This window comes from Paenibacillus sp. Marseille-Q9583, from assembly GCF_976954365.1.
The window spans coordinates 89,510-116,369 of record NZ_CDRJTB010000007.1; the positions used below are offsets into that span (position 1 = coordinate 89,510).

Below are 26,860 nucleotides of genomic sequence, written 5' to 3' on the forward strand. Positions count from 1 at the left end.
AAGTAAAAAAAGAAGCTCGGGCGCGGAAAACAACGCGGCCCGAACTTCTGAACATACAACATACAACATACAACATACAACATAGAACATAGAAGATAGAAGATAGAAGAAAAACATAAAAGATAAAAGATAAAAAACAAAAGAGAAAAAATAAAAACATGATCCATAAACAACAACCTGCAAACTACAGACTACAAATTGCAAGCTACAAACTAATAAAATCTGGACAAACTAGCTTATTCCGCAATTAACTTATGGACAGTGAAGCTTGAGAAGTCAACCAACCTAATTATAGGGAATTGCTCCCTATAATTAGCCGAATATAACGAAAAATCAAGAGTTAGAGGGAAAAGCTCCCTATAATTCTGAGCAATATAGCTGTTTATGAGCAAAACAAGGGATTTATACGGAGGATTTCCCTATAATCCTGTAAACAAGCGTAAAAATCAAGTTTAAAGGGGGTTTTTCCCTATAACATCCCTTTAAACACCGCTCTCACCTAGCGTATTGCATCATACAGAATCGCATTGTACTAATAACCTACCGCAAATCTTCACAAACAACAAACCTCTACCCCTGGGCCCAACCCTTCCGATGAGCATAAATAGCCAACTGGGTTCGATCATCCAGCTCGCATTTCATCAGCAGGTTACTGACATGCGTCTTCACTGTCTTGATGCTGATATGTAGTTCCTCGCCGATATCCTTATTGGTCTTGCCCTCAGCAATGAGCAGTAGGACCTCCTTCTCACGCTCCGTCAAGCCGGAGGAATCACCTTGCACGGTACGCTGGCGAATGCCACGTGTCAGCGCTTGCGATACATCACCTGTCATAACTGGCATACCGCGAAATGCGCCTTGCAGTGCGTAGATCAGTTCCTCTGCCGATACGGTTTTGAGCACATAGCTGACTGCTCCAGCTTCTATAGCGTCCACGACGAGGTCATCCTCTAAGAAGCTGGTCAAGATAACTATTTTGAGACCAGGAAATTCCGATAGCACTGCACGAGTAGTCTCCACACCATTCATCACAGGCATCATCAGATCCATTAGCACGAGATCGGGTAAGCCTTCATGTCCACCAGCACGCAGCATCTCCAGCGCTTCCTGTCCATTTGCTGCTTCTCCTATAACCTCAAACGTCGGCTCCAGCATCAGATATGTTTTAAGACCCATCCGCACCATATCATGATCATCCACGAGCAACACTCTTATGACGCTCATGCTCTATTCCTCCTCGTCCTCTGTATCTGTTCCTAATGCTCTTTTTCCCTCTAACTCAGAGTTCCCTTGCACAAACTTAGGGATATGTACGCGTATGGTCGTTCCCGCACCTTTTCGGCTGATAATCTCCACTTGTCCACCCAGTTTCTCCGCACGTTCGCGCATGGTGGTAAGACCATATGATCCCTGTTTTTGCTGTATATGTTCAAAACCTTGACCGTCGTCGCTAATACTCAGCACAACCTGTCTTGACCCTTCACGCAGCGATAAACTGACCAGTCTAGCTTCAGCATGCTTCACAATATTCGCCATAGCCTCCTGGATAATCAAGAATAGCTGATGTTCAATAGCCTCAGATAATTCTCCTTGCAGCTCAAGCTCCTTCATTCCTTTTAAGCCGTTCTGGCGGCAATAATCAGGAAACCATTTTTCCAGTGCTTCGAAAAGATTCCTGCCTTCCAGCTCCACCGGTCGCAACTGTGCAATAAGTGCTCTCATCTGCTTTTGTGCCATCTGTGACATTGCAATTAACTGATCCATTACCAATTGACCTTGAGCTTCATTAACCTTCAGCACTTTAGGCAGCGAAGAAGCCGACATATGGATGGCAAAAAGCTGTTGGCTCACCGTATCATGCAAATCCCGGGCCATACGTCTTCTTTCCTCCAACACCGCACTCTCCGCTGCCTGTTCCTTCTCAATAACCTCTTGTTCACCCAATCGCTGCAGAAGCTGCATCTTGTTCTCAACCGTATCCATCATGACATTAAATTCATGGTACACTCTCGCAAAAGACTGGTCATCACTCTCTGGCATACGAACGGACAGATTCCCTTTTGCCACCTGCAGCATGTTTAGATCCAGATGATCAATCCGCCGCTGAATGCGTTGACCTGCCATATAGCCGATTACAACAGTGAACAACACGATCCCAAGACATAAGTACAGCCACATGCGATAATCCATTACTTCGATATACCCAAGGCAAGTGCCTGCATACATCAACCCGGCGCTTACGGCTCCAGTGAGCAAAAAGTAAAACAACAACAACCATTTGGTATTACTAAAGATTGTTCCCATCTAACCCACCGTTTTAACTTTAATGTCACCTATAAAAGCACTTACGTTAATGCGGACTTTTTTGCCCGCTTCTTTATAATAAGGCGTCTTGCATTGAACACTGCTCATAAATCCACTCCGAGACTGATCCAGAACTTCCATATCGCCGATAAAAGAACTGCTGTTCACTGAGATCCCAAGATCCATATCATTCGGAATGTACACCTTGATGTCGCCTATAAAAGCGGAAATATTAATCCTCGTCTCTCCATAAGCAATTTGCGCGTTCGTCAGATCCAGTACAGTATCACCTATAAACTGCGAGACATTTGTGTTCTTCAGTTGAAAATGCTCGCGACCCATGTGAACATCCCCGATAAAAGCAGAGCGATTGGTTGACTCCTTGTTGTTACTCTCTGTCTTATGGAACTCCTCATGCCATTCCCCATGTCTTCTAGCATGCCGCTCGTGACGTTCCTGACGTCTGCGCTCATGACGCTCCTGTTTCTCCTGCCAACGTGATTCAGCGGTGGATTTAAAAGCTCCAGTTCCATCCTCATCCTCTTCTTCATCTTTTTGCAGATTAATATTCCAGTCTCTCCCACCAGAAGATTTGCCGAATTTCTGCTCGAATTGTTCATCTAGCGTGGAATCCAGCGGTTTTGGCGGCTCCACATCTAGCGAGCTTTTTCCTGGAGGAAAGTAATCAGGTGGTGATGGTGGCGCAGGTGGCACTGGTGGTACTGAACCTCGTGGTTTAAAAATCACATAAAGACCGCCACCAATAAGCATGATTGGAATGAACATTTTGAAAAAATCCCCGGCTGAGATATCGAACCAGTCCAAATTTCGTCCGAGGAAGAACACTCCAATCGCCAGAAAGAAAAAACCGCCGATAGGTGAAGATCCACCTTTTTGATGTTCGTCTCCCGTACCCAGGAGTCGCTTCATCCCCATGAGGATCAAGATAACAGGCCAATAATTTGAGATTAAATAACCTAAGCTGAAATCGGTGTAACCCAACTGTCTAAGTAGAAACATGGCTCCAATCCCTATCAGGATCAAGCCGCCAAAAATCTGACTTGTGAACCTTCTTTTCATATTCCATTTCCCCTTTAAATTAGTGGAACGCTCTCTTCTTCAATCTTATAGCCTTAGTCTACAGGAAGGAAGCGCTCATAAACAGCGGCGAGAGAAGGAACTTCCACTCAGTCTCTAGACCGAGACGAATGGGGTAATATTCCATTTACTTCATTATATATGAAAAATGAAAAAAAGACCGTCCCTCAGTTATAAACTGATTGGGACAGTCTCTTTATTCAGCAGTCTTCTGCTTCAGAAGCACATTATTGTTGCGGTTTCTGAGCTGGCTTAGAAGTATTTCCACTTTGCTTAGTTGCGCCGTCATTCTCAACAGCAAACTCAGCATTGTATTTTTCATTCGGTGTTTTGTAGTTTTCTTGAACTTTAGATTTTTTATTATTAGCCACGGAATTCACCTCCCTTATCCCTTATGCAGCATTGATAATGCTTACTAAGAGAACATCTCGGATGAGGCTATTGCTCTGCCCCAGTCCGTATTATGGCAAGGTGATGTCACTATTATGCATGACCAAGTGAAATTAAGTTCAATCCACCAAATTCATTGAAGTATAACCGCTATATCTTAAATGGATTCTTCCAGCAGGGATTGCGGTACAGCATTGTAAGTCTCAATCGCCTGAGTAAGCTTCTTCAGCATCACTTCTGTACATGTACCGTTTCCTCGCTTAATGAGCTGGACTACAACTGATTTTTTGCCCCATTCCCTATACACCTGTTTCGTAGTAGCAAAATACAAATCAATCTTCCGCCCTTTAATGGCAGATCCTGTATCAGCGACGATGCCATATCCATAACCAGGTATATAAAGTATACTCCCTAACGGGATTACCTTAGGGTCAGCAGCAATAGTCGAGACTGTGTTCTTATCTCTACGTACTTTAACACCTGAATAGGTGATTCCGTATTCGGGATGTTTAGATGTTTTACCTGTTGATTCATAACCCGCAGTATAACCCGTCGCCATCACTTTCATTGAAGTAATAATCTGGTCAGGAGCTGGCGCAGCTACAGGAACCGAATTCGGCAATTTTGAAGAACCTGTACCCCCACTCCCTTTGGTAGTTGGAGCTTTAGTGCTCTGTGGTGACTTTGTAGCTGCTGGTTTATTTTTTGTTGTCGCAGGAACGATCGGTACGCTGGAATATGGCTCGTTTGATAACAAGGTAGCACGGCCAGTGGTGAGAATAGCTTGTTGATCTTTGGTTCTCATTGAACCTGAGTTAGCCTGAGTATGTTGCAATTCGTTCGAAAGCGTTTTGCTAATATCTGTGTGCTGTAATGTGTCTCCTGTCCCATTCGCCACAACTGCTTGATGCTTGGATTCAGGAATGATACCTGCAGCAGTCAACAGTAGGACTATTGTGACGAAAAGACACCAAAACCTCTGAAATATGCCCATTTTGTTCATGTGATAAACCTCCCCCTTATTAGCGAAGGTTTCCCGATTCACAAAATTTTATACATAAAGATCAATTTTCGATCCTTACGGGCATATGACAGAGGTCGTTATTAGACGTACTTTTGGTGTTGATTATTTCAAGTAATTAGGAGATTACACGGTCAGCAATTTCCTGAGCCAGCAGCTCGATCACTTCTTGAAGTGGCTTAGCTCCCATATCGCCTTCTCCACGCTTACGGATGGAAACTGTCTCGGCATTCATCTCATTCTCGCCAACTACGAACATGTATGGTAGCTTCTCCAGCTGAGCTTCACGGATCTTATAGCCAAGTTTCTCATTACGCAAATCTGCCTCTGCAGAGATACCACGGCGACGCAGCTTGTCTGTAACTTCCTTAGCATAATCGTCGAAGGCAGTCGAAACAGGAATAACTTTAACCTGCTGTGGAGACAACCATAGCGGCAGTGATCCTGCAAAGTTCTCTAACAAGAAAGCAACAAAGCGCTCCATAGTACCTAAAATACCGCGGTGTAGAACGACTGGACGGTGTTTCTGACCATCGTCACCGATATATTCCAATTCAAAACGTTCAGGTAGCAAGAAGTCGATCTGTACAGTGGAGAGAGTTTCTTCTTTGCCTAGTACAGTCTTGATCTGCACATCCAGCTTCGGACCGTAGAAGGCAGCTTCGCCTTCTGCTTCGTAGAATGGCAGACCAGCTTCTTCTACAACTTCACGCAGCATACGCTGTGCAGTTTCCCACATTTCGTCATTAGCGTAATATTTCTCAGTATCCTTAGGATCACGATAAGACAACCGGAAACGGTAATCATTAATACCAAAGTCACTGTATACCTGTTTAATCAACTCGATTACACGAATGAACTCGCCTTTAATTTGATCCAGACGGCAGAAAATATGGGAGTCATTAAGAGTCATCGAACGCACACGGTGCAAACCAGTCAATGCTCCTGACATTTCATAACGGTGTTGGATACCCAGCTCAGCAATACGGATCGGCAGATCACGATAACTGTGCATGGAGCTCTTATAAATCATCATGTGATGCGGGCAGTTCATTGGGCGGAGAACAAATTCTTCATTGTCAATAGTCATTTTAGGGAACATATCCTCTTGATAGTGCTCCCAGTGTCCGGAAGTTTTATATAGTTCAACATTACCAAGCACCGGAGTATATACATGCTGATATCCTAAACTTGCTTCCAGATCCACAATGTAACGTTCTAGAATACTGCGCAGTTTAGCACCCTTTGGCAGCCAGATCGGCAAGCCTTGACCTACCAATTGATTAAATGTGAAGATTTCAAGCTCTTTACCCAGCTTACGGTGGTCGCGTTTCTTCGCTTCTTCAAGCAGACGAAGATGCTCATCGAGCTGCGCTTTTTTAATCCAAGCCGTACCGTATACGCGTTGAAGCATTTTATTCTTGCTATCGCCGCGCCAGTAAGCACCAGCTACATTCATCAATTTAAAGACTTTAATCTTAGAAGTCGACGGTAAGTGTGGTCCACGGCACAAGTCGAAGAATTCGCCTTGTTCATAGATCGAAATCACACTATCTTCAGGCAATGCTTCAATTAGTTCAAGTTTGTAAGGATCGCCTAGCTCACCGAATATTTGGAGCGCTTCCTTACGGCTAACTTCCTTACGTACGATTGGAAGGTTCTCAGAGATAATGCGATCCATTTCCTTTTCAATCTTTAGCAGATCCTCAGGATTAAGCGGATGTTCCAAATCCATATCATAGTAGAAGCCATCTTCGATAACAGGACCTACACCAAGCTTAACTTCCTTTGTTCCATATAAACGTCTTACAGCTTGCGCCATCAAGTGGGCAGTACTGTGACGCATAACTTCCAAGCCTTCAGGTGAATCCAAAGTTACGATTTCTATCAATGCGCCTTCCTCTAGCGGAGTGGACAGATCCACGACAATACCATTCAATTTCCCTGCCACCGCATTCTTGCGAAGTCCACTACTAATAGAAGCCGCTACATCATCAATATTACTACCTTCTGCGTATTCCCGAACGGAGCCGTCCGGAAGTTTAATACTTACCATTTTAATTTCCTCCTTCATTTCCTTAAGCCAAACAATAATTTTAATTTTTTCGAAACGGAAATATCCACGCATACAAAAAACGCCCGTCCCGCAAAGGGACGAGCGATTGCACCCGTGGTTCCACCCAAATTCGATTCTCTCAATCTGCTCTTAAAGCAGAGTCGAGTCAGAATCCTTCGTAAGCATGGAATAACGACCATGAACCGGCGGTTCTTACTATCCCATTTCAGGGAATTCATAACCGCAGCTACAAAGGGGTAAATCGATAGTAGGATACCGGAGGAAATTACAGCCTATGTTCCCTCTCTCTGATACGGTCCAGAACAATCCATTCATATCTTTGTCAAAGCTGTTAACGTGAATTATGGAGTAATTATAAATCTGTCCTCTCTGACAGTCAAGTCTGTAGAGGGGGCAAAATTTTGTAAACCGCGGAAACAGTCACCTACACGGACAGTTCTGCAGCCTGGAAATAGCGCTAGAACTGTCCTTAACAGGTTACTCTTCTCGGCGTTTCCCAGGTAAGCGGCCTGCACGTTTCAAAGACTCACGCAGCAAGTATTCGATATGTCCGTTTACACTGCGAAATTCCTCTCCCGCCCAACGTTCCAACGCCTCATGCAGATCCGGATCGATCCGCAATGGAAAGCTTTTCTTGGCCGCCATGATGCACCGCCTTAATACAACGAGCCGGCGTTAATGACCGGACTCGCTCCGCGCTCCGACACGATCGCCACCATCAGATTATTAATCATGGCAGCTTTACGTTCTTCGTCAAGCTCCACTACACCGCTCTCTTTAAGCTGTTTAATCGCCATATCGACCATGCCAACTGCACCTTCAACAATGATTTGACGAGCAGACAGAATGGCAGAAGCTTGCTGCCGCTGCAACATGGTGCTGGCGATTTCTGTTGAATAAGCCAAATGTGTAAGCCGGGCTTCAATGACTTCTACACCAGATAAGGACAAACGCTCTTGAAGCTCAGTCGCTAACTCTTTAGCAATTTCATCTGCATTAGCACGCAGGGACATCCCAGATTCATTGAAGTTATCATAAGGGTATTTGCTGGCTACATGACGCAGCGCCGTTTCACTCTGAATCTCTACAAAAGCCATGTATTTATCTACATCAAAGAGGGCTTTAGCGGAGTTAATCACCTTAAAGACGATAACTGCAGCAATTTCAATCGGATTACCTTCAACATCATTGACCTTGAGCTTCACACTATTAAAGTTACGAACGCGTAGGGAAACCGTCTTACGTACGCTGAACGGAATAACTGCGAACAGTCCACTCGTTGCAATAGTCCCTACATATTTGCCGAAAAAGGTAACTACAACCGACTTATTAGGTTGTACAACCGTAATACTCGTACATAGTATTGCTGATACAACGAACAGAATGACCGGTACTGCAATATACTCCTGAACAGCACCATAGATTCCACCAGCCAAACAAACTGCAATTAATGCGATAACCCAAAATCCGCTGACAGGACGAAGCGTCTTCTCCTTCATAAAAAGCACCCCCATAAGATATTCTTTTGATATGATTATGATATCACTTTTGGATAATAATGTGTATACAAAAATGTAATAAAATAATGAATTTATGTTCACAGGTAAAATAAACCTTCGAAATCTTAACCCTACAAAAAAACGCTTGCTGCTCAATCATCCACTAAACGGATTAACGAGCAACAAGCGTTGATTTAATTTATATATTAGTTCTGCATGATGAAATCATTATCAATCTTCGCATTAGCATCATCGAACACGCGCAGAATATCGTAGCGTGTATTTCGCTGTGCCGGGATTTTGCCTGCTTCACGGATCAGCTGAGTAATCGATTCGATATTGACCTTGTAGGTCGCACCCGCAGAAGATACTACATTTTCTTCAATCATCGTACTGCCGAAATCGTTGCAGCCATATTGAAGGGAAAGCTTGCCGACCTCTGGTCCCATTGTTACCCAAGAGGACTGGAAGTTCTTAATGTTGTCTAGAACAAGGCGACTAATGGCTACCGTCTTCAGATATTCTTCAGGCGTTTGTCTATCCAGCTTCAGGTTAGTATTGTCCGGCTGGAAGGTCCAAGAGATAAAGGCCAAGAAACCCTCTGAATCGTATTTGTTGGCAATACACTCGTCCTGAGCCTCACGCACACGAAGTAAGTGTAATGCCCGTTCTTCCATACTTTCACCAAGTCCAATGACCATCGTAGCTGTCGTATTCATACCGATCTTATGGGCTGTCTGCATTACGTCCATCCACTCGCGCCATGAGCCTTTAAGTCGGCTGATCTTGCGGCGTGTGCGATCATCGAGAATTTCCGCTCCCCCACCTGGTAGTGAATCCAGGCCAGCAGCATGGATTTCACGCACAACTTCGTCGAGCGATAATCCAGATACTTCTTTCATCTTCATAATCTCAGCAGGAGAGAAGGAATGCATTGTAATCTCAGGAAAACGTTGCTTAATTCCGCGAAGGATATCAGTATAATAGCTGAAAGGAAGATTTGGGTTCGTACCGCCTTGCATCAGTATTTCTGTACCATTTACAGCGATAGTCTCAGCGATTTTTTGGTAAATCGTCTCATCCGGCAATACATAACCCTCATCAGAGCCCGGTCTGCGATAAAATGCACAGAAACGGCAGTAGACATCACATACATTCGTATAGTTAATATTACGACCAATTACAAACGTGGCCATCGGGTCTGGATGCCAGCGTTCCATTATGGTGTTTGCAGCTGCACCCATCTTCTCAATTTCGTTGCTCTCGAACAGTCGGATGGTATCTTCCATTTGGAGACGTTCACCCCGTAGGGCTTTGTCCAAAATAAGATCTATCGCACTCATCGTTCGCATCCTCCTTCTAAACCCTTAGGGGTATGGTAGAATCACAAAATTACAGGAAGAAAAAACGTTGTCTCTTTTTCAAGGTGACAACCCTTTCTCATACAATTGAACAGTTCATTTCCTCATCGTATCACAATCTGCACAGCTTGAAAAATGCTTTTACATTCTTCGCAAATTCCTATCCAGAAGAAAAGCAGCATCGCACTAAGCGATACTGCTAGTTATACTCTATTTCTCCACTACCACTCGATTGAACATTTCTTCCTGTTACTTGGACTCAATTTCTGCCCTAGCGGCTTCTAGTGCTTGGCCAAGATCAGCAATCAAATCCTCTGCATGTTCAATACCGACGGAGAAGCGCAGCAAACGATCATCTACACCCACAGCATTTCGAATCTCCACAGGAATATCAGCATGTGTTTGTACAGCCGGATAAGTCATAAGTGACTCTACGCCGCCCAAGCTTTCTGCGAATGCAATAAGACGAATATGACGAAGAAGCGGCTCTACGTATCTGGCATCTTTTAATTTGAAAGAAAAAATACCTGTATTGCCTGAAGATTGGCGATTCTGGATTTCATGTCCTGGATGATCAGGCAATCCTGGATGGAACACTTCCGCAATCGCTGGATGCTCTAATAAGTAGTGAGCGATCGCTAGTGCATTGCTTTCGTGACGCTCCATACGCAGCGCCAATGTCTTCAAGCCTCTCATCAACTGATAACTGTCTGTTGGTCCGAGCACGGCGCCAATAGAGTTATGTAGAATAGCTAGTTCAGCTGATAATTCTACACCCTTGGATACAATCAGGCCTGCCAGTACATCATTATGACCACCCAAATACTTAGTAGCGCTATGAACTACAATATCCGCACCTAATTCTATAGGCCGTTGGAAGAATGGAGTCAGCAGCGTATTATCTACAATGCTAAGTAACCCATGGTGACGTGCCCAAGTGCACACGGCTTCAATATCCGTGATCATCATAAGTGGGTTCGTTGGCGTTTCAATAAATACAGCTTTCGTATTTGGACGACGCGAAGCTTCCAGTGCATCCAAATCATTCGTGTCTACATAAGAAGCAGTGATTCCAAACTTGGACATAATCCGTTCCAACAAACGATAGGTACCGCCGTAAAGATCCAGCGAAACGATCAGATGATCGCCTTGAGCGAACAAGGTAAGCACCGTTTGTATCGCTGCCATCCCTGAGCTACAAGCAAATCCTGCATCTCCAGATTCCAGTTCCGCAGCTGCATTCTCAAGCACTGAACGGGTCGGACTCTTGGTGCGGCTATAATCAAACCCTGTGCTCTGACCGAGTTTTGGATGACGAAATGCCGTTGCATTATAAATCGGAAAATTAATTGCTCCTGTGGCAGGATCTTCTTGAGAACCTATTTGAGCCAGTCTACTTTCAATCCTAAGTTTGTCATCCATGATTAATGCCTCCTAATTTATATTGTATTGCTATTATTAATAAACAATCGGGTCGATATCATAAGGCGTTTCTTGATATACATAGTAATTGAGCCAGTTAGAGAATAATAAATTGGCATGCGCACGCCACACTGCTGGAGGTGTACGTTCTGGATCATCTTTAGGGAAGTAATGTTTCGGCAAAGCCATCTCCATCCCTCTAGACACATCACGGTCATATTCCCATTTCAAGGATAGGGGATCATATTCGGAATGTCCGGTCACAAATATTTGTTTACCGTCGTTTGTAGCCACTAGATACATACCAGCTTCTTCGGATTCCGCCAGAATCTGCAGATCTGGGTTATTCTCAATATCTTCACGGGAGACATCGGTATGACGAGAGTGTGGTACATGGAATACCTCGTCAAAGCCGCGCAACAGTTTAATGTTATTTTGATTAATCGTATGAGCGAAGACGCCAAAGCATTTCTCAGGCAATGCCACTTTACGAACACCAAAATGATGATATAAGCCTGCCTGTGCCGCCCAACAAATATGCATGGTTGAAGTCACATTGTCCTTACTCCATTCAAAAATCTCTTTCAGTTCTTCCCAATACGATACTTCCTCGAACTCCATTTGTTCTACAGGAGCACCTGTAACGATTAAACCATCCAAACGGCGGTGGCTGATCTCGTCAAAGGTTTTGTAAAAGCTCTTCAAATGTTCAGCAGAAGTATTCTTGGAAATATGGGAACGCGGATGCAATAAAGTAACATCAACTTGTAGTGGCGAATTTCCAATTAAACGCAGCAATTGAGTCTCTGTCGTCTCTTTAGTCGGCATGAGGTTCAGAATAGCAATCCGTAGTGGACGGATATCCTGATGGAAAGCCTGACTTTCGTCCATCACAAAAATATTTTCTCCGGATAGTACTTCTTTCGCCGGTAAACTGTCGGGAATTTTAATTGGCATTGTCTTTCCACTCCTTAGCTGAATTTAGTTATTTTGCCGCACTGCGGCTTGCTGAACATAAAAAGACCTTCCTCGGAAATCGAGAAAGGTCATATCTACAGTCATATGCGCCTCTCTCATCTGCCAGAATGTTCCTGAAAACGATTAGACGTCTGCAGAAATTCCGCAAGAATTAGCACCGTGCGTTTACACGCCGGTTGCCGGGTTTCATAGGGCTAGTCCCTCCACCTGCTCTTGATAAGATTTAGCTGTATTCAATTAAATTACTTTAAAATTCACTTTAAATCATGAACCTCCTTTTCGTCAAGTCCATACAATGCTGAAGAAGCCTCAAAATCACAATAAATTTGCTTGAAAGAGGCATACTCCGTTGTTATACTAGACAAGTATTTCATACCTGAACGAAAAGAAGAGGTGAGAAGAAGGATGGAAGGCGACCCGAGCTCGCAAATATGTGTACAAAATGAGCAACCACACAGGATAATCATCAGCTTGCCGGCGGCGGGAGCAGTTCTTCTTCATGCCCTCGAAACGTCATTTGGCCCTATGTATTGATTGTACCGCCGGCCAAGCTGATTTTTTTCTCTGTGCTTAATTTAGCAGTCCCTAGTGAAGACCTGGGGATAGGAGGAGTGAAATCAGATGAAAATCCGGCTGGTAAATGCAGGGGTTTTTACACCTATTGATGAAATTGATGAAACACTAACACCCCCAACGGAAGGGTTCTATTGGATTGACGCCGATGTTGAGGATTTGGAGCTGCTTCAGCCCTTGTTCAACCTACATGATCTTGCTGTTGAGGATTGCCTTAGCGAAGAGGATCAGCGTCCAAAGATCGAAATATACGAAAGTCACTACTTTATAGTTGTAAATAGCATTCGCTTTGACGATGAAGAAATTTTCCTACGGGCACTCAATGTATTCCTTGGAAGACATTACATCATCACTGTCACGAAACAAAAGATCAATGAACTACGAATCCTGAAGCCTATGCTCTGGGAGCAAGAAGTAAGTGAACCGGATATGTTCCTTTACTTGCTAATTGACCTTGTCGTTGATAACTATTTCTCCGTCGGCGACCGAATTGAAGCTCGGATTGAGAAGTTGGAAGAAGATATCCTCATGCATACCAAAAAGTCACATCTCAGTGAGATTATCGGTCTGCGAAGTGAAATTCTATGGTTGAAGAAAATGCTGGGGCCACAAAAAGAAGTGATCAATACCCTAAATAAAAAAGACCTCCGTCTGATTGATGATCAGCTGCAGAAATATTTTAGCGACATTTATGAAAATGCGGTTAAAATATCTGAAACCTTTGAGACGTATCGCGATCTCATGGGCAACTTACGAGAGGCATACCAATCCAGTATCGCCAACCGAGCGAATGAGATTATGAGAGTGTTTACTGCGATCACAACCATATTCATGCCCCTGACCGTAATTACCGGAATCTACGGTATGAACTTTGACCATATGCCCGAGCTTCATACGAAATACGGCTATTATGGCGTTATAGGCGTCATGCTGACCTTAGGCTGTGGGATGCTGTATGTTTTCCGCAAGAAGGAATGGCTATGAAACGAATCGGACGAATAAGCAAGACGAAGGCCCTGTAACCGTAAGGTATAAGGAAGCCTTCGTCTTTTTGGTATGCGCAAATTTAAAAGCTGGTCGCCATGCCCACTTTACTCGTCTGCTCTCGACGGAAACGGATGCGTATCAATCTCAGACGCTCATAATAAATATCCAATCCTTCAGCAGCGGAAAAATCGTCACCATACACCTTATGTAATACCGGTTTTAGGAAAAGATCCCCGAGCTCCACATAGGCATTCCATATCGCATCCTGCTCATTCTGCGGCATATTGCCAAGCTCTACATGGATCAGCTTCTCGACAGAATAACCTTCTCTTTCTAGCTCCTCTACCGCTTCAATCAGTTCACGCCGGTTCACTCCACTATTCACTTTAAGCTGTTCCAACCCTAGCCCATTCTCGATCCCCTGTAGTAAAATCCTCCGCAAGCGCAGTCGTTCTAGCTGCTTCTTATATTTGACTTCTTTCTGTTTATAAAGCCAAGATACGAAAGACTCCTCTTCAATTATTTCATTCACCCAATTTAGAGGGAAGGCATGTTCCCTTGCCACCGCAGTAGTTATCGCCAGCCAATCAGCCCCAAACTGCGCTATCTTGCCTTCTCCCACACCCGGAATTTGCATCAGTTCCTCTGGCGTATGCGGTAGAAATGTACTTAACAAGCGCAACAGACGATTGCTGGCAAGAATATAGGGCGCCTTCCGTTCACTTGAAGCCTTACCACGGCGCCAAGCACATAACTCTTCATAAATGGCTTCATTCCCATAATGTTCGCTGTAATATTGAAGCTTCAGCTGCTCCTGATTACGTCCAGTAAGACTATCCTCCTCGTGGAATATCCCATCGATTAAGGGTCGATAGCCATCTCCCATCTTCACTGCTAGCTCATGCCTGTATACACAGAGCATCTCATTCCATGAACCACCTTCATACCACAAATTCTCAATGTAATTCTCCTCACCTGAAAAATCACGCCAGCCCAAACTCCAGATCCCCTCTTCCTCTCCAATCCACAGCTGGGCGTACACCTCTTGATCCACTCCAGATATTCTGGATAAACGGTTCATAAACACAATTTGCATATTCATCCCTACCTTTCTCAACATTACAGCAAGCACAATAATCTTCAAGGAAGAGCCTCCTTCGGAGCGAACAAATCCTTTCTCAATCAGACCCCGAACGCAAAAAAGCACCTCTCTCACGATAAACGCGAAAGAGGTGCTCCCTCATTAAATGCTATACTGTTAGATCCTAGAATACCATATATTACCGAACAGTCAATGTCTTTTTATACTAGTTTCTAGCTAGAGCTAATGTAGCCAATCCAATCGCTCCAGCAAGCCCTGCATTGTCTCCAAGACCTGGTGAGACAACATAATTATCGATGTCAACATTAAGCGATGGATGCTGAACATATCCGCTCAATAACTCTTGCAGCTTAGTGCGAATTAACGGGAACAGGTGGCTTTGCTTCATAACACCACCGCCCATTACGATTTTTTGAGGAGACAGAATCAGCACATAGTTCATGAGTGCATGTGCAAGATAGTGAGCTTCCATTTCCCATGCCGGATGGTCCACTGGTAGCTCTCCTGCCGGTTGTCCCCAGCGTTTGCCGATCCCCGGACCTGCGGCTAATCCTTCAAGACAATCGCCATGATAAGGACAGTAACCCTCAAACGTATCCTCTGGATGTCTACGAACTAGAATATGTCCCATCTCAGGATGTGACAATCCATGGACCATCTGGCCGCCAACAACCGCTCCTGCTCCAATGCCTGTCCCAACCGTAATATAAAGACAGCTGTCCAGACCTTTAGCTGCTCCCCATTTACTCTCCGCAAGCGCTGCACCATTCACATCCGTGTCAAAGCCGATCGGAACGTTAAATTGCTCAGCCATTGTGCCTACCAGATTATATTGTCCCCAGTGAGGTTTTGGTGTCGTTGTTATGTAACCATAAGTAGGGCTGTCCAGTACGGGATCAATCGGTCCAAAAGATCCGATTCCGAATGCTTCTACATTCTTCTCTTTAAAATAGTCTATTACTAGTCCCATTGTTTCTTCCGGTGTTGTTGTCGGAAAGCTAACTCGGTCAACAATGGTACCGTCCTCATAACCAATCCCACATACAAACTTTGTTCCACCTGCTTCAATCGCTCCCAATAGCTTCACAGCAATTATCTCCCTTTCTCTAGTTAGAAGTTGAAACGCTACCCATACACTAATGAATAATAGCATTAAAAAAAGCAATCACCAGCCCTAATTATACGTCGAATGAAGCGCTATCACAACAAATATAAACGCCTTTTGCGTCCTTATAAGGACGCAAAAGGCGTTTAAGAGAGAAAGATAAGGATAATGTATAGTGTGAAACTTATACGTTCTTATAGTTTAACAAAACACCCTCCATGCATCTTTGCATGAAGGGTGTCTGATCTTAACCCAAATCGCCTAACTCAATCTGTACAATTCCCCGTTCGTCCTGCACCTCAGCAATCAAATGCATCAAGCTGCCGAACTCTAGCTCCTGAAATTTGCGCGCAGCTGTTTCCCGCTGTAGTTGCCACAAGGCTTCCGTCAGCTCACAGACCACTGGTACATCGCAACGGATCTCCGCTAGCTCTCGCGATAAATGCAGCATATCCAGATCTGCTTCGATTTTGGTACGCACACCTTTAGGGAGCAGATGCAGATTCTCAATTACACCTTCAACTGTTCTGTATTCGGTCAGCAGTTTCAGCGCAGTCTTCTCACCAATCCCTTTTACGCCGGGATAATTATCACTGGTATCGCCCATAAAGCCTTTCAGGTCAATCACCTGTCTAGGGGTTAGACCCTTTTCCTCCAGCAATTCTGCAAGGTCATACACTTTATAGTTAGAGCGTCCCTTTTTCATAATGACGACCTTCACATTCTCATCAATGAGCTGAAGCATATCATGGTCACCCGTCAAAATATATACCTCGGAGTTTTCACTGTAACAAGAAGCCAGCGTACCAATGCAATCATCCGCTTCATAGCCTGCAAGTCCAATATTCGGCACCCCAAGCTCAGCTACTACATCTTTTACTAGATCGAACTGTGGAATCAGCTCTAACGGGGCTTCAATCCGATTCGATTTGTATCCATCGTATTTCTCGGTGCGGAACGTTCCTTTGCCCATATCCCAGCAGCATACGACGTGAGAAGGCTCAAATGTACTTACTGCATCGAAAAAATACTGCAAAAAACCATACACCGCATTCGTCGGCAATCCAGCTTTTGTCTTGCGAATATATCCTCCATAAGAGGTCGCATAAAAGGCCCGGAACAGCAGAGCCATTCCATCTACAAGCATTACACGGCCCGTTGTTTCTGCTCTCACTTATAAATCTCTCCTTGTTAATGCATTTAGCTTCTAGGAGTATTCTATCAGAAAACCTGCAATCTTATAAGAGTGTACGAGGTTTCTACCTGCTCCAATCTTTGGAATGCTGGGTTGGAGTTGGCCGCAGCCCATCCGTATTACAGACATAGATTCCTTCTGACGCCATCAGATCTTCAAAATCTCTCGCTGTTAATGGTCTGCTGAAGAGGAATCCCTGTACTTCATCGCATTGATAGCCTGATAGAATATCAAACTCTCTCATATGTTCAACGCCTTCAGCAATGACCTTCATTTGCAGACTGTGCGCTAAAAGAATCAACGAAAATACGATCGCCCGGTCATAATGGTTGCTTGCAATTTCGCCTATGAAAATCCGGTCAATTTTGAGTGTCTGAATGGGGAAATACTTAAAGTAACTTAAAGAAGACTGCCCTGTGCCAAAATCATCTATCGCGATGCTTACACCTGTCTCTCTAATTTGCTGTAATGTTGAAATCATGCTCTCCGTATGCTCAAGAAATATGCTCTCTGTAATCTCTAGTTCCAGCATTCGCGGATCCAAGTCAGTTTCCCGTAAAATTCGGGATAGAATACCCGGAATATCATCTTTCAGCAATTGCTTAACAGACAAATTTACGGATATTCGGATAGCTGAAGTTAAATGCTTTTCCCAATTTTTCATCTGCTCGCAGGCGGAGCGAAGTACCCATTCTCCAACCGGAGAGATCATTCCCGACTCCTCTAGCATAGGAATAAAAATTTCAGGTGAAATCCTTCCGAATTCAGGATGATCCCAGCGCAGCAGAACCTCAGTTCCAACTATTTGCCACGTCCGTACATCAATTTGGGGCTGATAGACGAGTACGAATTCGTCGTTTGCCAGTGCGTTGTGCAAGTCCTTCTCAAGCAACTGCAGACGTCCTCCTGATCCATGAACCATTGGATCGGAGGGATCATAGCAGTCCTGCCCAAACGCTCTAAACGCGAATTGCTGAATTCTGTGCTTCCCGCGCACAAGGAATGCCTGCCACCGTTTAGCGTTCATTCGACAGTACAGCGCCCTTGTACGTTCAGCGATATACCCAGATAACTTAATATTCTTACACGAGCCATCACCTGGTTCTTCGGGAACTGTTGGAAGGGTTCGTTCGACATATAAGCGGGTCCTGCATATAGTTGCACCCAAATAAAGTTCTATTAATATTCCAGCTGACAACATCACTCTCAGCATCAAAATCTGCATGTCCTCCATCTTAATTCTTATAAATCTTAAATTTATTTATTTTGTCGTGAAGATCCTCAGCCATATGGGACAGTGATGCACATGATACAGATATTTCCTCCATTGATGCAAGTTGTTCTTCAGTTGCAGCCGCGATATTCTGCGTGCTTGCGGCAGTGGTTTGAGCAGCCACATTGATTTGTTCAACCGATTGAAACATCTGATCTGATCCCTGCGCAAAATCCTGAATTTCGGAGGAGATTTCCTGAATCTGATCGGCGACTCTGTCCACAGATTCTTCTATTTGAGCAAATGACTGACCTGCCGAATTAACCGTTTCTATACCGCTAGAAACCTCATTAGCCGTCCGTTCCATGTACTGTACAGCTTTGCCCGTTTCCGCCTGGATGTTGCTGATTAGAACGGATATTTTATGGGCTGAGCCTGTTGATTGTTCTGCCAGCTTGCGGACCTCATCCGCCACCACGGCAAACCCTCTGCCTTGATCACCTGCCCTTGCCGCTTCAATGGCCGCATTCAGCGCAAGCAAATTGGTTTGTGCCGCAATGCCTGTGATGGCGTCAACGATCTCGCCTATCTCTTCGGACTGCTGTTCCAAACCATGGATAATGCGGCTTAGATCCTCAATGGCCTCATGAATTGAACTCATTTGGTGTACAGCAGTAACAATCGCTTCATTTCCTTCCAAAGATTTGCCTGAGGTCTTTACAGCTGACTCGGACATTATCTGCGCGTTCTGCGACATACGCTGCACACTGTCTCTCATCTGTCTCAGTGTTATGACTGTTTCCTCAACTACATGAACCTGCTGGTCCGAGCCTCCTGCAACTTCCTCTACGTTTGCCGCAATATTCTCGCTGGCCGTGCTTGTCTGCTCTGCATTTGCTGTAAGTTCAACCGAGAATGCCGCAACCTGCTGTGAGGTCTCGGCAATCTGGCCGAATAAATCTCTTAATACCTGCAGCATGGCATTGAGAGAATGAATCAATTGGCCGAGTTCATCCTTGGAACGGTATTGTGCCTCACCAGTGAAATCTCCGTTCTCCACTTCTTTCATCAGCTTTTGTACGAGCTGTATCGGCTTTACAAGCATGCGGAGAATCACGCTTCCGATAACAACACAGATAAAAATAGCACTTATAGATAAGATGATCGTTGACCTGATACTTTGTTCGGCCTGCTTGTCTGTCGAATTATTAATTGCGGCCGCAGCATCAATGAGTTTCTTTTCCAGCTCCTCGCCTAACGATACAATTGTATTCTTAACCGCTACAACATTATTTTTATAGTAATCATATGCTTCCTCATTGCGGTTGACAGCTCCTAAAGCAAGTGCAGCCCGCATGGATTCTATGTAGGAAGAGTATTGTGCCTGGATATCGCTAACGATTTTTTTCTCCTCTGTAGCAATATCCGTAGTAAGTAAACCGTTCAGAATTTTTGTGTTTGCATCTACCAACTCCCCGAATCTAGAATTTAAGTCTTGTGCCTCCTGGTCCGATGTGGGCTGCAAGGATTGGAATAGAATCGACTCCAGCTCCCGGTTGTCTGCACGGTATAGCAGAAATTCAGCTTCTGGCACCATTCGATCAAAATACATTTTGTGTGAATTATCAGCCGTCTTCGTCAACGCAAAATATCCAATTGCAGTTTGCGTTCCCATCGCGACGATAAACACTCCGATTAACAGAAAAAGTTTTGTTGATACTCTTAGATTACGCACCAATCTATCCCCTTCTTCACCAAGTAACTTCTCTTATCCATGATAAAGGGAGGGTGTTAAATCAATTGCCGCATAAGTATGTGAAATCTATGTTTTTTCTTCATAATCTTCGAATGTTCCCGCAGAAAACTTATAACCAATTCCCCAGACCGTTTTGATAAATTTCGGATTCCTCGGATCCGCTTCAAGTTTGTTTCGGAGCTTCATTACATGTACATCTACGGAGCGCTCATTCACTAACGTGTTAATTCCGCGCAAATAAATAATTAGCTCCTCACGGGAGAACACCCGCTCCGGATGATTATACAAAAGTTTCATAATTTCAAATTCGGTAAAGGTTGTCTCCACCCGTCTTCCCTGAACTTTAATTGCGCGGAACTCATGTTCAATAACAATTCCTTTGCTTTCAGGTTTGTAAATACCGGTTTTGTCGTTACCTTCCTGTCCACGGTATCCTTGCGTGGTTCTGCGTACAATGGCATTCATCCTCGCTAATAGTTCTTTCATGCTGAAAGGCTTGCACAAATAATCATCTGCACCGGCGTTCAAAGCTTCTATGCGGCAAAGGACATCTGTATTCATAGATATAATTACAATCGGTACCAAGGAATTTTTGCGTATCTCCCTACAAACTTCCATTCCATTTAAATCCGGCAATACCAGATCAATAATTACAAGATCGGGAGGAGAACTATTAATGAGACCCAGCCCCTCAATACCCGTTCCCACTCTGTCAACGATGTTGCCTTCCTCCGTAAGATACATTTTTATCATGTCGCCGATAATACCGTCATCTTCAATTAGAATTACTTTCATGTTGAAATCCTCTCAAGATAATGTGTATCCGTGCTCCCGTTCAAAAAATAATGCAAAGTAAAAATGATCCATTGGAGCTCCCATTCCATATGATTCAATTCAGTCTGAACATCTGCATTCTTCACCAGAGCCATTTCAAGCTTCTCCGTAGCAGCTAATAGACGGTCGGCACAAATGTTGCCAGCCACGCCCTTTAAGGTATGGATCATCCTGAGAGCGCGTGAAAATTCTCGTTGAGCCAAGGCGCCACGCAGTTGTTTAGTAAAATGTCTGTAGTTTTTCAGGAACACGATAAACATATGACGCATGATATGATCTTTTCCGCCAACTCTTTGCAGAATAACCTGATAATCTATTCCTTTGAGCTGAAAAGCCCCCGTCACCGAACGCTCTTCGTCTCCACAGTACATTTCAAATCCATGTAAAGCTTGTGGTCTGTTCAATAACGAAATCAGTTGACCGATCTGAAAAGGCTTCGTTAGTACTCCGTTCATCCCGATCCGAAAATACTTCTCATGCTCCTCCTTTACTGTATTTGCGGTTAAGGCGATGATCAATAATTCATCGAACCTACGGTTCTGTCTCAGCTTCATCGTTACCTCAACACCATCAAGTTCAGGCATATGGACGTCCAATAAGAGTAAATCCCAGCGGCCATGTTCCAATAATTCGAGAACCTCATTGCCATCATTAGCAACAGTTACATGAAAACCATAAGATTTGAGAAGCTCCGTGACCACAAGCTGATTGATTTCATTATCTTCCGCAAGCATAATTTTCCACTGGCATTCGGACAAGGTATAGATCTCCGCGTCTAAAATCCTCGAAGGCGAATATGGTTCATACCGAAACAAGGAGCGCATGGTCTGATACAGGCCATTGCGGCTAACCGGCATCAGAAGGATGGCCTCAGGCTGCATTTCCTCCGGTAATTTCATAATTTCATCACGAACCGTTGCCGTTGAAATGGCTACCCAACTAACCTGCTGGGGAAAGTGCATGTCCTTAAGTCGAATCCAATCATCCCGCCCTTCCCGGTCATCCATACTCAAATCTACCAAAACCACTTCCACAGGCATTTGGGTAATAGCGATATCCGGTTTTCCACAAGCATAGACATGAAAGTTCATCGATTCCAGCATAGAGGTTAACCCATTTCTAACTACCTCATTGCTCTCAATGACAAGCACTTTTGTATGCGAGAAATCTATCATTTCCTCCCTCTGTTGAAGATCATTGGACTGCGTGTAGAGGAAGGGAATCGTAAACGAGAATTTACTGCCCTGTCCAGACTGACTGCTGATCTCGATCTCTCCTCCCATCATCTCCACAAAGTATTTGCAGATCGGAAGTCCGAGCCCTGTCCCTCCACTTATCTGTCCGGAGTGATGTCTGACCTGCATGAAGGGTTCAAACAGATGCAGAATCTGATCGCTTGTAAGTCCAATTCCTGTATCTTCGATGGAAAATTCCACATGAATAATATCTTCTTCATATCCTACGGGTATAGCTTTGACGTATACATATCCGCTGTCCGTAAATTTAATGGCATTGTTAATCATATTGATGAGAATCTGCTCAATACGCAATGAATCCCCATAAACGATATCCGGAATATCTGCAGAAGTGTCTATAATAAACTTCAGTTGCTTCTGACCGACATGCACGGCGAGAATATCCGATAATTCCTGCATCAATTGATGTAAATTGAAATTTACCTTCTGCAGCTCTATTTTCCCAGCCTCAATTTTGGAGAAATCGAGAACATCATTAATAATGCCCAGCAAGGTATGTGAAGATGAGAGGATCTTGTACAAATAATCCTTTTGCACCAAAGACATCTCCTGCCTCGTCAAAAGCTCGGTAAGTCCGATGATGCCGCTGAGGGGTGTGCGTATTTCATGGCTCATTCGGGCAAGAAACTCACTTTTAGCCTTATTGGCTGCGTCAGCCGCCCTACTCTTCTTAAGATGAGTAATATCATGAGCCGTGCAAATTACTCCAATGACCTCCTCGTTTATGTTGTAGTAAGGAGAAAAAGTGACATCATATTCATGTGCTCTCCGTTCCGATCTGAAGCTGTATTCAAATCTTTCCATTGCTCTTCCTGAGATTACCCGGTTGAAGTAATAACGCCAAGTCTCCACATGGCTTCCCGATGGAATCTTATCTGTTATCCATATCCCGACAAGACTCTCGGGCGAAGTGCGGAGCGTCTCGGCTACTTTCTTGTTTACAGACGTAATACGTCCCCGTATATCCAACCGGACAATGAAATCTTGTGAGCTTTCAACAAGGGAGCGGTATAACTCTTCACTTTCCTTCAACTTTTTCTCCGCTAGCTTACGATGAGAAATATCTGTTACTGAGCCTATGACAGAGCCTACGATATGATCATAATACACAGGTGTTAACGTTATGAGCAGAGTATGCTCCTTATATAGCATTTCAAAGGAAAAGCGTTTCCCCGCCCAAGCCTTTTTTATCTGATTATGCATGAAACGTTTTTGTTCTTCCGGAAGTGTTTCCAACTGGTCAAGGGTTAACCCAACTAGTTCCTTGTAAGAAACCCCCAGTTCTGAAAATAAAGCACCTCCGGCAATCTTGTATTTAAATCTGTCATTCTCTTTGGTCAATTTATAAATTAATCCGGGCTGAAGGTGAAGAATCTCTAATAAATCGTTTTGCATTTCATCGAAACGCTGCTTTAATTTCTGAGCGTTGCACATATAAAATAACCTTGCGGCGATAAACAAACCACTTGCTTCATAAACGGCGAAAAATTGCAGGCTTGCGCGTAAGGAAGGCGAGTTGTCAATGGAATTATATATTAGTATCAGTAAGAGGTTGGAAACGGTGACGGAAAGTACCCACTGCCTCCAATAATGCTGAAAATGCCATACCGAAATATTGCTCACAATATAAATTATGGAGGCATCAATGATTCCTAGTCTCATCATCCCGATGGAGGGCTCGTCAAAAAAACGAAAAAGAATGATCAGTATAGTGGTGATGGCTGAAGCCAAGGGACCGCCAGTATATGCCGAAATCAGTATAGGGATGGTACTCAAGTCTGCAATGAAAAAATCATGAAAATGATGCTGAACAACATAGGTTAAAATAATGCCTACAAATCCTTGGTAAATCCCTACCCTCCAGGTATACCCTGTGAAAGCTCTCCGATTTAGATTCACATTCACTCTTATCATAAAATGCTCGAAAAAAAAGGTGAAAATGGTTAGCAGACAAAAGCTGAGGATTAAATCCCGAATCATCATTCCACCACCTTTATAAAACATAATTGGATTTATTCTGCTAATTTTGAATTAAATATAATTATACGCAAAAAAAGTCGAACAATATACACCGTTCGACAAAATTCCATATATTTCGATTCGAGTCACACAGCCAGCCTTCCAGCTATTTTAACAAGATCCAGAATAACTAGGAGTTGATCTTGCATTTGGACAACACCCAGACTAGCCCCGCGCATCCCTTGGACGATCTCGTTCGTTGTCTCAATCTTTGCGCGATGGAACCGATGGATTCTTGATGCCGCTTGAACATGAAAAGCAACCTTGGCATTCTCTATTTCTGCAATGATGTATTTGTCCTGCACCTGTCGAATTTCTCCTGCAGATGGGTACCCCAAACATTTAGCCAAGTTAATAACTGAAATGACCTCATCACGAAACTGTATCAATCCTTCCATGCATGGATGCGCTAATGGAATCGGAGTGACCGGAAGTACATTAATGACCTCTCTTACAGTATGTACATAAGTTCCATACAGATCTTTACCAAGCAGGAACTCGACAATTTCGACCTCAGCAGTACTCATTTCCTCACCCCGCTCATTCAATATCATTTAGTATGTATGTTAATTAACTATATCTCCAACATGTTATCTAACTTGTTCAAATGATATTTAATTTGTGTTAGTTAAATTAATATAAAACACATACTTTTGGATTCCTATCATCAGGAACTGAAACTGGTTTAGTTTCCGCAGCAATTGTATTTGTGAAAGCGATTACAGAAATCTCTAATTATGTAGGGCAGTCTATAGCTTTGGTATTACCACTGTGACTGCTGCATTGTTTGTATGGGGTGGGGCTGGTCGATTTCTTCAATCATACTGGGGCTAAAACCATTGGCAATTGCGGAGTAATATGAAGTTTACTATCGCTTATTATGGGGGGGTCTCTCGTGTAATACTGATTTCCTATCTGGCGCTGGCATTCGACAGTGTGCTGGACAGTACTATTTTGATTATATACTCCCCTAAGCTCTTATCCCCCTTGCCTAGCTTTTATCCTATCGTGGATAAAACTAAGCAAGGGGAAGCCAAAGATTGAGGGAGCATAATATGGTTTATTCTTCTATCTGTTATCGGGATAATAACCACTAGCATCGCCGCATTCATTAATTGGATCGGACGCTAAACTCAAGCGTTGCCCCAAGCTTCGCCATATTGTTGTTCCTTAAAACCCACGGTAACCTTCTTCCCGTCAGTCACTATGGGACGCTTGATCAGCATGCCATTGCCCGATAGTAGTTCCAGCTGCTCCTGTTCGTTGAGGCCGGACAGCTTGTCCTTAAGACCCAATGCTTTATAGACTTCACCACTTGTATTAAAAAACTTTTTCAGTTCAAGTCCGCTATTGGCCAGCAATTCACGCAGCTCCTCAACGGTGGGCGGCTGTTCTGCGATGTGCTGAAGCTCTAACTCATGACCTTGAGCTTGTAGCCATTTTACTGCGCTGCGGCAGGTGCTGCATTTTGGATATTGATATATTTTTAGTTTGCTCATGTTGTACTCCTTTAATGGTAGTGATGAGTGCGCTGCGCTGGCGAATTATTCTTCGTATCGCTGTTATCCTCAAGTTTCTTGATTTAGTCCGCTTGTTGCGGATGAAATCCGAGGATAAAGGCGAACAATCCGTTTCTCCAGAACCAGCTCGCCCTCTCGCTTAACATCACTAAGATAATTTTATCTCAAATTCACTATCGGTCCTTGCTCCAGTATCTCCTCCAAGGCCGCCATATCAGGCGGCAAGGGAGCTTCAAAGATCATTTCCCGCAGCAGCACCGGATGCTTGAATGTCAGACGCACCGCGTGCAGTGCTTGACGCGGTATGGAGGCATCTAGTGCTGCAACGGACTCCAACTGTTCACTTTGAGTTAAAGTCAACTTCGGTAGATTATACAGCTCATGACGATACATGCTGTCACCAATCAAAGGACAGCCGATAGAGGTCATATGGACCCGAATCTGATGAGTACGACCACTCTCCAGCTTCAGTTCAACTTTTGAACCTTGTGCGTATACGGTTTGAACCTCATACCGAGTCAGAGAAGGATAACCATCCGGTGTCACGATACGCCGATGCGGCTCCTCAGGATCACGGTCAATAGGTCCGTCGATATTGCCGAAAGGCTCCACAGGAGCCCCATGAACAAATGCAGCATAACGTTTGTCCACTGTACCCGCAATCATCTGCTCAGAAATATGCTGATGGCTATACGGATTCTTGGCGATGACTAACACGCCCGAAGTTTCCTGGTCCAGACGATGGACGGGTCGAAAGCGGAAACGTTCATTTTTTTGTGCCCAATAATGAACTACTCCGTTAGCCAGCGTATCAGTGTAATGTCCATGTGTGGGATGCACGATGATCCCTGCTGTCTTGTTTACTACGAGCAGATGCTCATCTTCAAATAGAATTTCAAAGGGAATCGGCTGTGGTAAAATATCATCCGAAGTCTCTGTTTCCATGCGAATCTGAACAATATCGCCTGCCTTAACATGTACGCTGATATACACACGCTCTCCATTTAATGTGATGCCTTGCTCCGTCTGCTTCAGACGGGACAGTAGCTTGCGTGAGACATCCATCCGTTTATGCAGGATCGTCTTCAAGAGCCAGTCATCCTCTTCAGGCGGTATAATGTAAGTAATAGGTGAATAATAGCTTGTCATA

General features: G+C 44.0%; 22 protein-coding genes and 1 riboswitch. Of the genes, 1 reads left to right on the top strand and 21 read right to left on the bottom strand.

The window, feature by feature from the left end:
- Positions 1-570 precede the first annotated feature (570 nt).
- From ACWNM1_RS05555 to metA, 11 genes are all read right to left on the bottom strand, one after another.
- Positions 571-1,224 carry a response regulator gene (locus tag ACWNM1_RS05555; RefSeq protein ID WP_042186223.1) on the bottom strand — a complete coding sequence of 218 codons (654 nt, stop codon included), beginning with the start codon at positions 1,222-1,224 and terminating at the stop codon, positions 571-573.
- Between the two features lie 3 nt (positions 1,225-1,227).
- Positions 1,228-2,304 carry a HAMP domain-containing sensor histidine kinase gene (locus tag ACWNM1_RS05560; RefSeq protein WP_339246280.1) on the bottom strand — a complete coding sequence of 359 codons (1,077 nt, stop codon included), beginning with the start codon at positions 2,302-2,304 and terminating at the stop codon, positions 1,228-1,230.
- The gene (liaF, locus tag ACWNM1_RS05565; protein ID WP_449600226.1) at positions 2,305-3,384 is read right to left on the bottom strand and encodes a cell wall-active antibiotics response protein LiaF; all 1,080 of its coding nucleotides are present in this window, start codon (positions 3,382-3,384) and stop codon (positions 2,305-2,307) included.
- 245 nt (positions 3,385-3,629) lie between these two features.
- On the bottom strand, positions 3,630-3,773 hold the full coding sequence (locus ACWNM1_RS05570) for a hypothetical protein (protein WP_156113077.1): 144 nt from the start codon (positions 3,771-3,773) through the stop codon (positions 3,630-3,632).
- A 176-nt stretch (positions 3,774-3,949) separates the two neighbouring features.
- Positions 3,950-4,516, bottom strand: a complete 567-nt coding sequence (locus tag ACWNM1_RS05575) for a 3D domain-containing protein (RefSeq protein WP_449600251.1) — start codon at positions 4,514-4,516, stop codon at positions 3,950-3,952.
- Between the two features lie 415 nt (positions 4,517-4,931).
- On the bottom strand, positions 4,932-6,869 hold the full coding sequence (gene thrS, locus ACWNM1_RS05580; RefSeq protein WP_076300071.1) for a threonine--tRNA ligase: 1,938 nt from the start codon (positions 6,867-6,869) through the stop codon (positions 4,932-4,934).
- Between the two features lie 498 nt (positions 6,870-7,367).
- Complete coding sequence (locus tag ACWNM1_RS05585; RefSeq protein WP_042186214.1) at positions 7,368-7,535, bottom strand: toxin-antitoxin system HicB family antitoxin; 168 nt, start codon at positions 7,533-7,535, stop codon at positions 7,368-7,370.
- Positions 7,536-7,546: 11 nt separating this feature from the next.
- Positions 7,547-8,389 (bottom strand): SPFH domain-containing protein, encoded by an 843-nt coding sequence (locus ACWNM1_RS05590; RefSeq protein WP_042186213.1) that lies wholly within the window; start codon positions 8,387-8,389, stop codon positions 7,547-7,549.
- A 206-nt stretch (positions 8,390-8,595) separates the two neighbouring features.
- Positions 8,596-9,732 carry a cyclic dehypoxanthinyl futalosine synthase gene (mqnC, locus tag ACWNM1_RS05595; RefSeq protein ID WP_449600227.1) on the bottom strand — a complete coding sequence of 379 codons (1,137 nt, stop codon included), beginning with the start codon at positions 9,730-9,732 and terminating at the stop codon, positions 8,596-8,598.
- Positions 9,733-9,999: 267 nt separating this feature from the next.
- Positions 10,000-11,172, bottom strand: coding sequence for an aminotransferase class I/II-fold pyridoxal phosphate-dependent enzyme (locus ACWNM1_RS05600; protein WP_076284218.1), 1,173 nt, complete (start codon positions 11,170-11,172; stop codon positions 10,000-10,002).
- Positions 11,173-11,208: 36 nt separating this feature from the next.
- The gene (gene metA, locus ACWNM1_RS05605; protein WP_076284219.1) at positions 11,209-12,129 is read right to left on the bottom strand and encodes a homoserine O-acetyltransferase MetA; all 921 of its coding nucleotides are present in this window, start codon (positions 12,127-12,129) and stop codon (positions 11,209-11,211) included.
- 113 nt (positions 12,130-12,242) lie between these two features.
- Positions 12,243-12,373: riboswitch (SAM riboswitch) on the bottom strand.
- Positions 12,374-12,771: 398 nt separating this feature from the next.
- Here metA and corA point away from each other — a divergent pair.
- The gene (gene corA, locus ACWNM1_RS05610; protein ID WP_042125638.1) at positions 12,772-13,707 is read left to right on the top strand and encodes a magnesium/cobalt transporter CorA; all 936 of its coding nucleotides are present in this window, start codon (positions 12,772-12,774) and stop codon (positions 13,705-13,707) included.
- A gap of 82 nt (positions 13,708-13,789) precedes the next feature.
- On the opposite strand, the gene ACWNM1_RS05615 is transcribed toward corA, so the two are convergent.
- The 10 genes from ACWNM1_RS05615 to ACWNM1_RS05660 all read right to left on the bottom strand — a co-directional run bounded on the left by ACWNM1_RS05615 (position 13,790) and on the right by ACWNM1_RS05660 (position 26,859).
- Positions 13,790-14,806, bottom strand: coding sequence for an HRDC domain-containing protein (locus ACWNM1_RS05615; protein ID WP_449600252.1), 1,017 nt, complete (start codon positions 14,804-14,806; stop codon positions 13,790-13,792).
- Between the two features lie 211 nt (positions 14,807-15,017).
- Positions 15,018-15,899, bottom strand: a complete 882-nt coding sequence (locus ACWNM1_RS05620) for an ROK family protein (protein WP_340968289.1) — start codon at positions 15,897-15,899, stop codon at positions 15,018-15,020.
- Between the two features lie 265 nt (positions 15,900-16,164).
- Complete coding sequence (locus tag ACWNM1_RS05625; RefSeq protein WP_449600253.1) at positions 16,165-17,064, bottom strand: 5'-3' exonuclease; 900 nt, start codon at positions 17,062-17,064, stop codon at positions 16,165-16,167.
- Positions 17,065-17,176: 112 nt separating this feature from the next.
- Positions 17,177-18,325 (bottom strand): putative bifunctional diguanylate cyclase/phosphodiesterase, encoded by a 1,149-nt coding sequence (locus ACWNM1_RS05630; RefSeq protein WP_449600254.1) that lies wholly within the window; start codon positions 18,323-18,325, stop codon positions 17,177-17,179.
- Positions 18,326-18,347: 22 nt separating this feature from the next.
- Positions 18,348-20,060, bottom strand: a complete 1,713-nt coding sequence (locus ACWNM1_RS05635; RefSeq protein ID WP_449600228.1) for a methyl-accepting chemotaxis protein — start codon at positions 20,058-20,060, stop codon at positions 18,348-18,350.
- Positions 20,061-20,147: 87 nt separating this feature from the next.
- Positions 20,148-20,876 (bottom strand): response regulator transcription factor, encoded by a 729-nt coding sequence (locus ACWNM1_RS05640; protein WP_449600229.1) that lies wholly within the window; start codon positions 20,874-20,876, stop codon positions 20,148-20,150.
- Positions 20,873-24,154: a response regulator gene (locus ACWNM1_RS05645; protein WP_449600230.1), complete on the bottom strand. Its 3,282-nt coding sequence runs from the start codon at positions 24,152-24,154 to the stop codon at positions 20,873-20,875. The genes ACWNM1_RS05640 and ACWNM1_RS05645 overlap by 4 nt, the downstream gene beginning before the upstream one ends.
- Positions 24,155-24,276: 122 nt before the next feature.
- Positions 24,277-24,717 (bottom strand): chemotaxis protein CheW, encoded by a 441-nt coding sequence (locus ACWNM1_RS05650; protein ID WP_449600231.1) that lies wholly within the window; start codon positions 24,715-24,717, stop codon positions 24,277-24,279.
- 606 nt (positions 24,718-25,323) lie between these two features.
- Positions 25,324-25,689: an arsenate reductase family protein gene (locus tag ACWNM1_RS05655; protein WP_449600232.1), complete on the bottom strand. Its 366-nt coding sequence runs from the start codon at positions 25,687-25,689 to the stop codon at positions 25,324-25,326.
- Between the two features lie 180 nt (positions 25,690-25,869).
- Positions 25,870-26,859: an RluA family pseudouridine synthase gene (locus ACWNM1_RS05660; protein WP_449600233.1), complete on the bottom strand. Its 990-nt coding sequence runs from the start codon at positions 26,857-26,859 to the stop codon at positions 25,870-25,872.
- Position 26,860 lies beyond the last annotated feature (1 nt).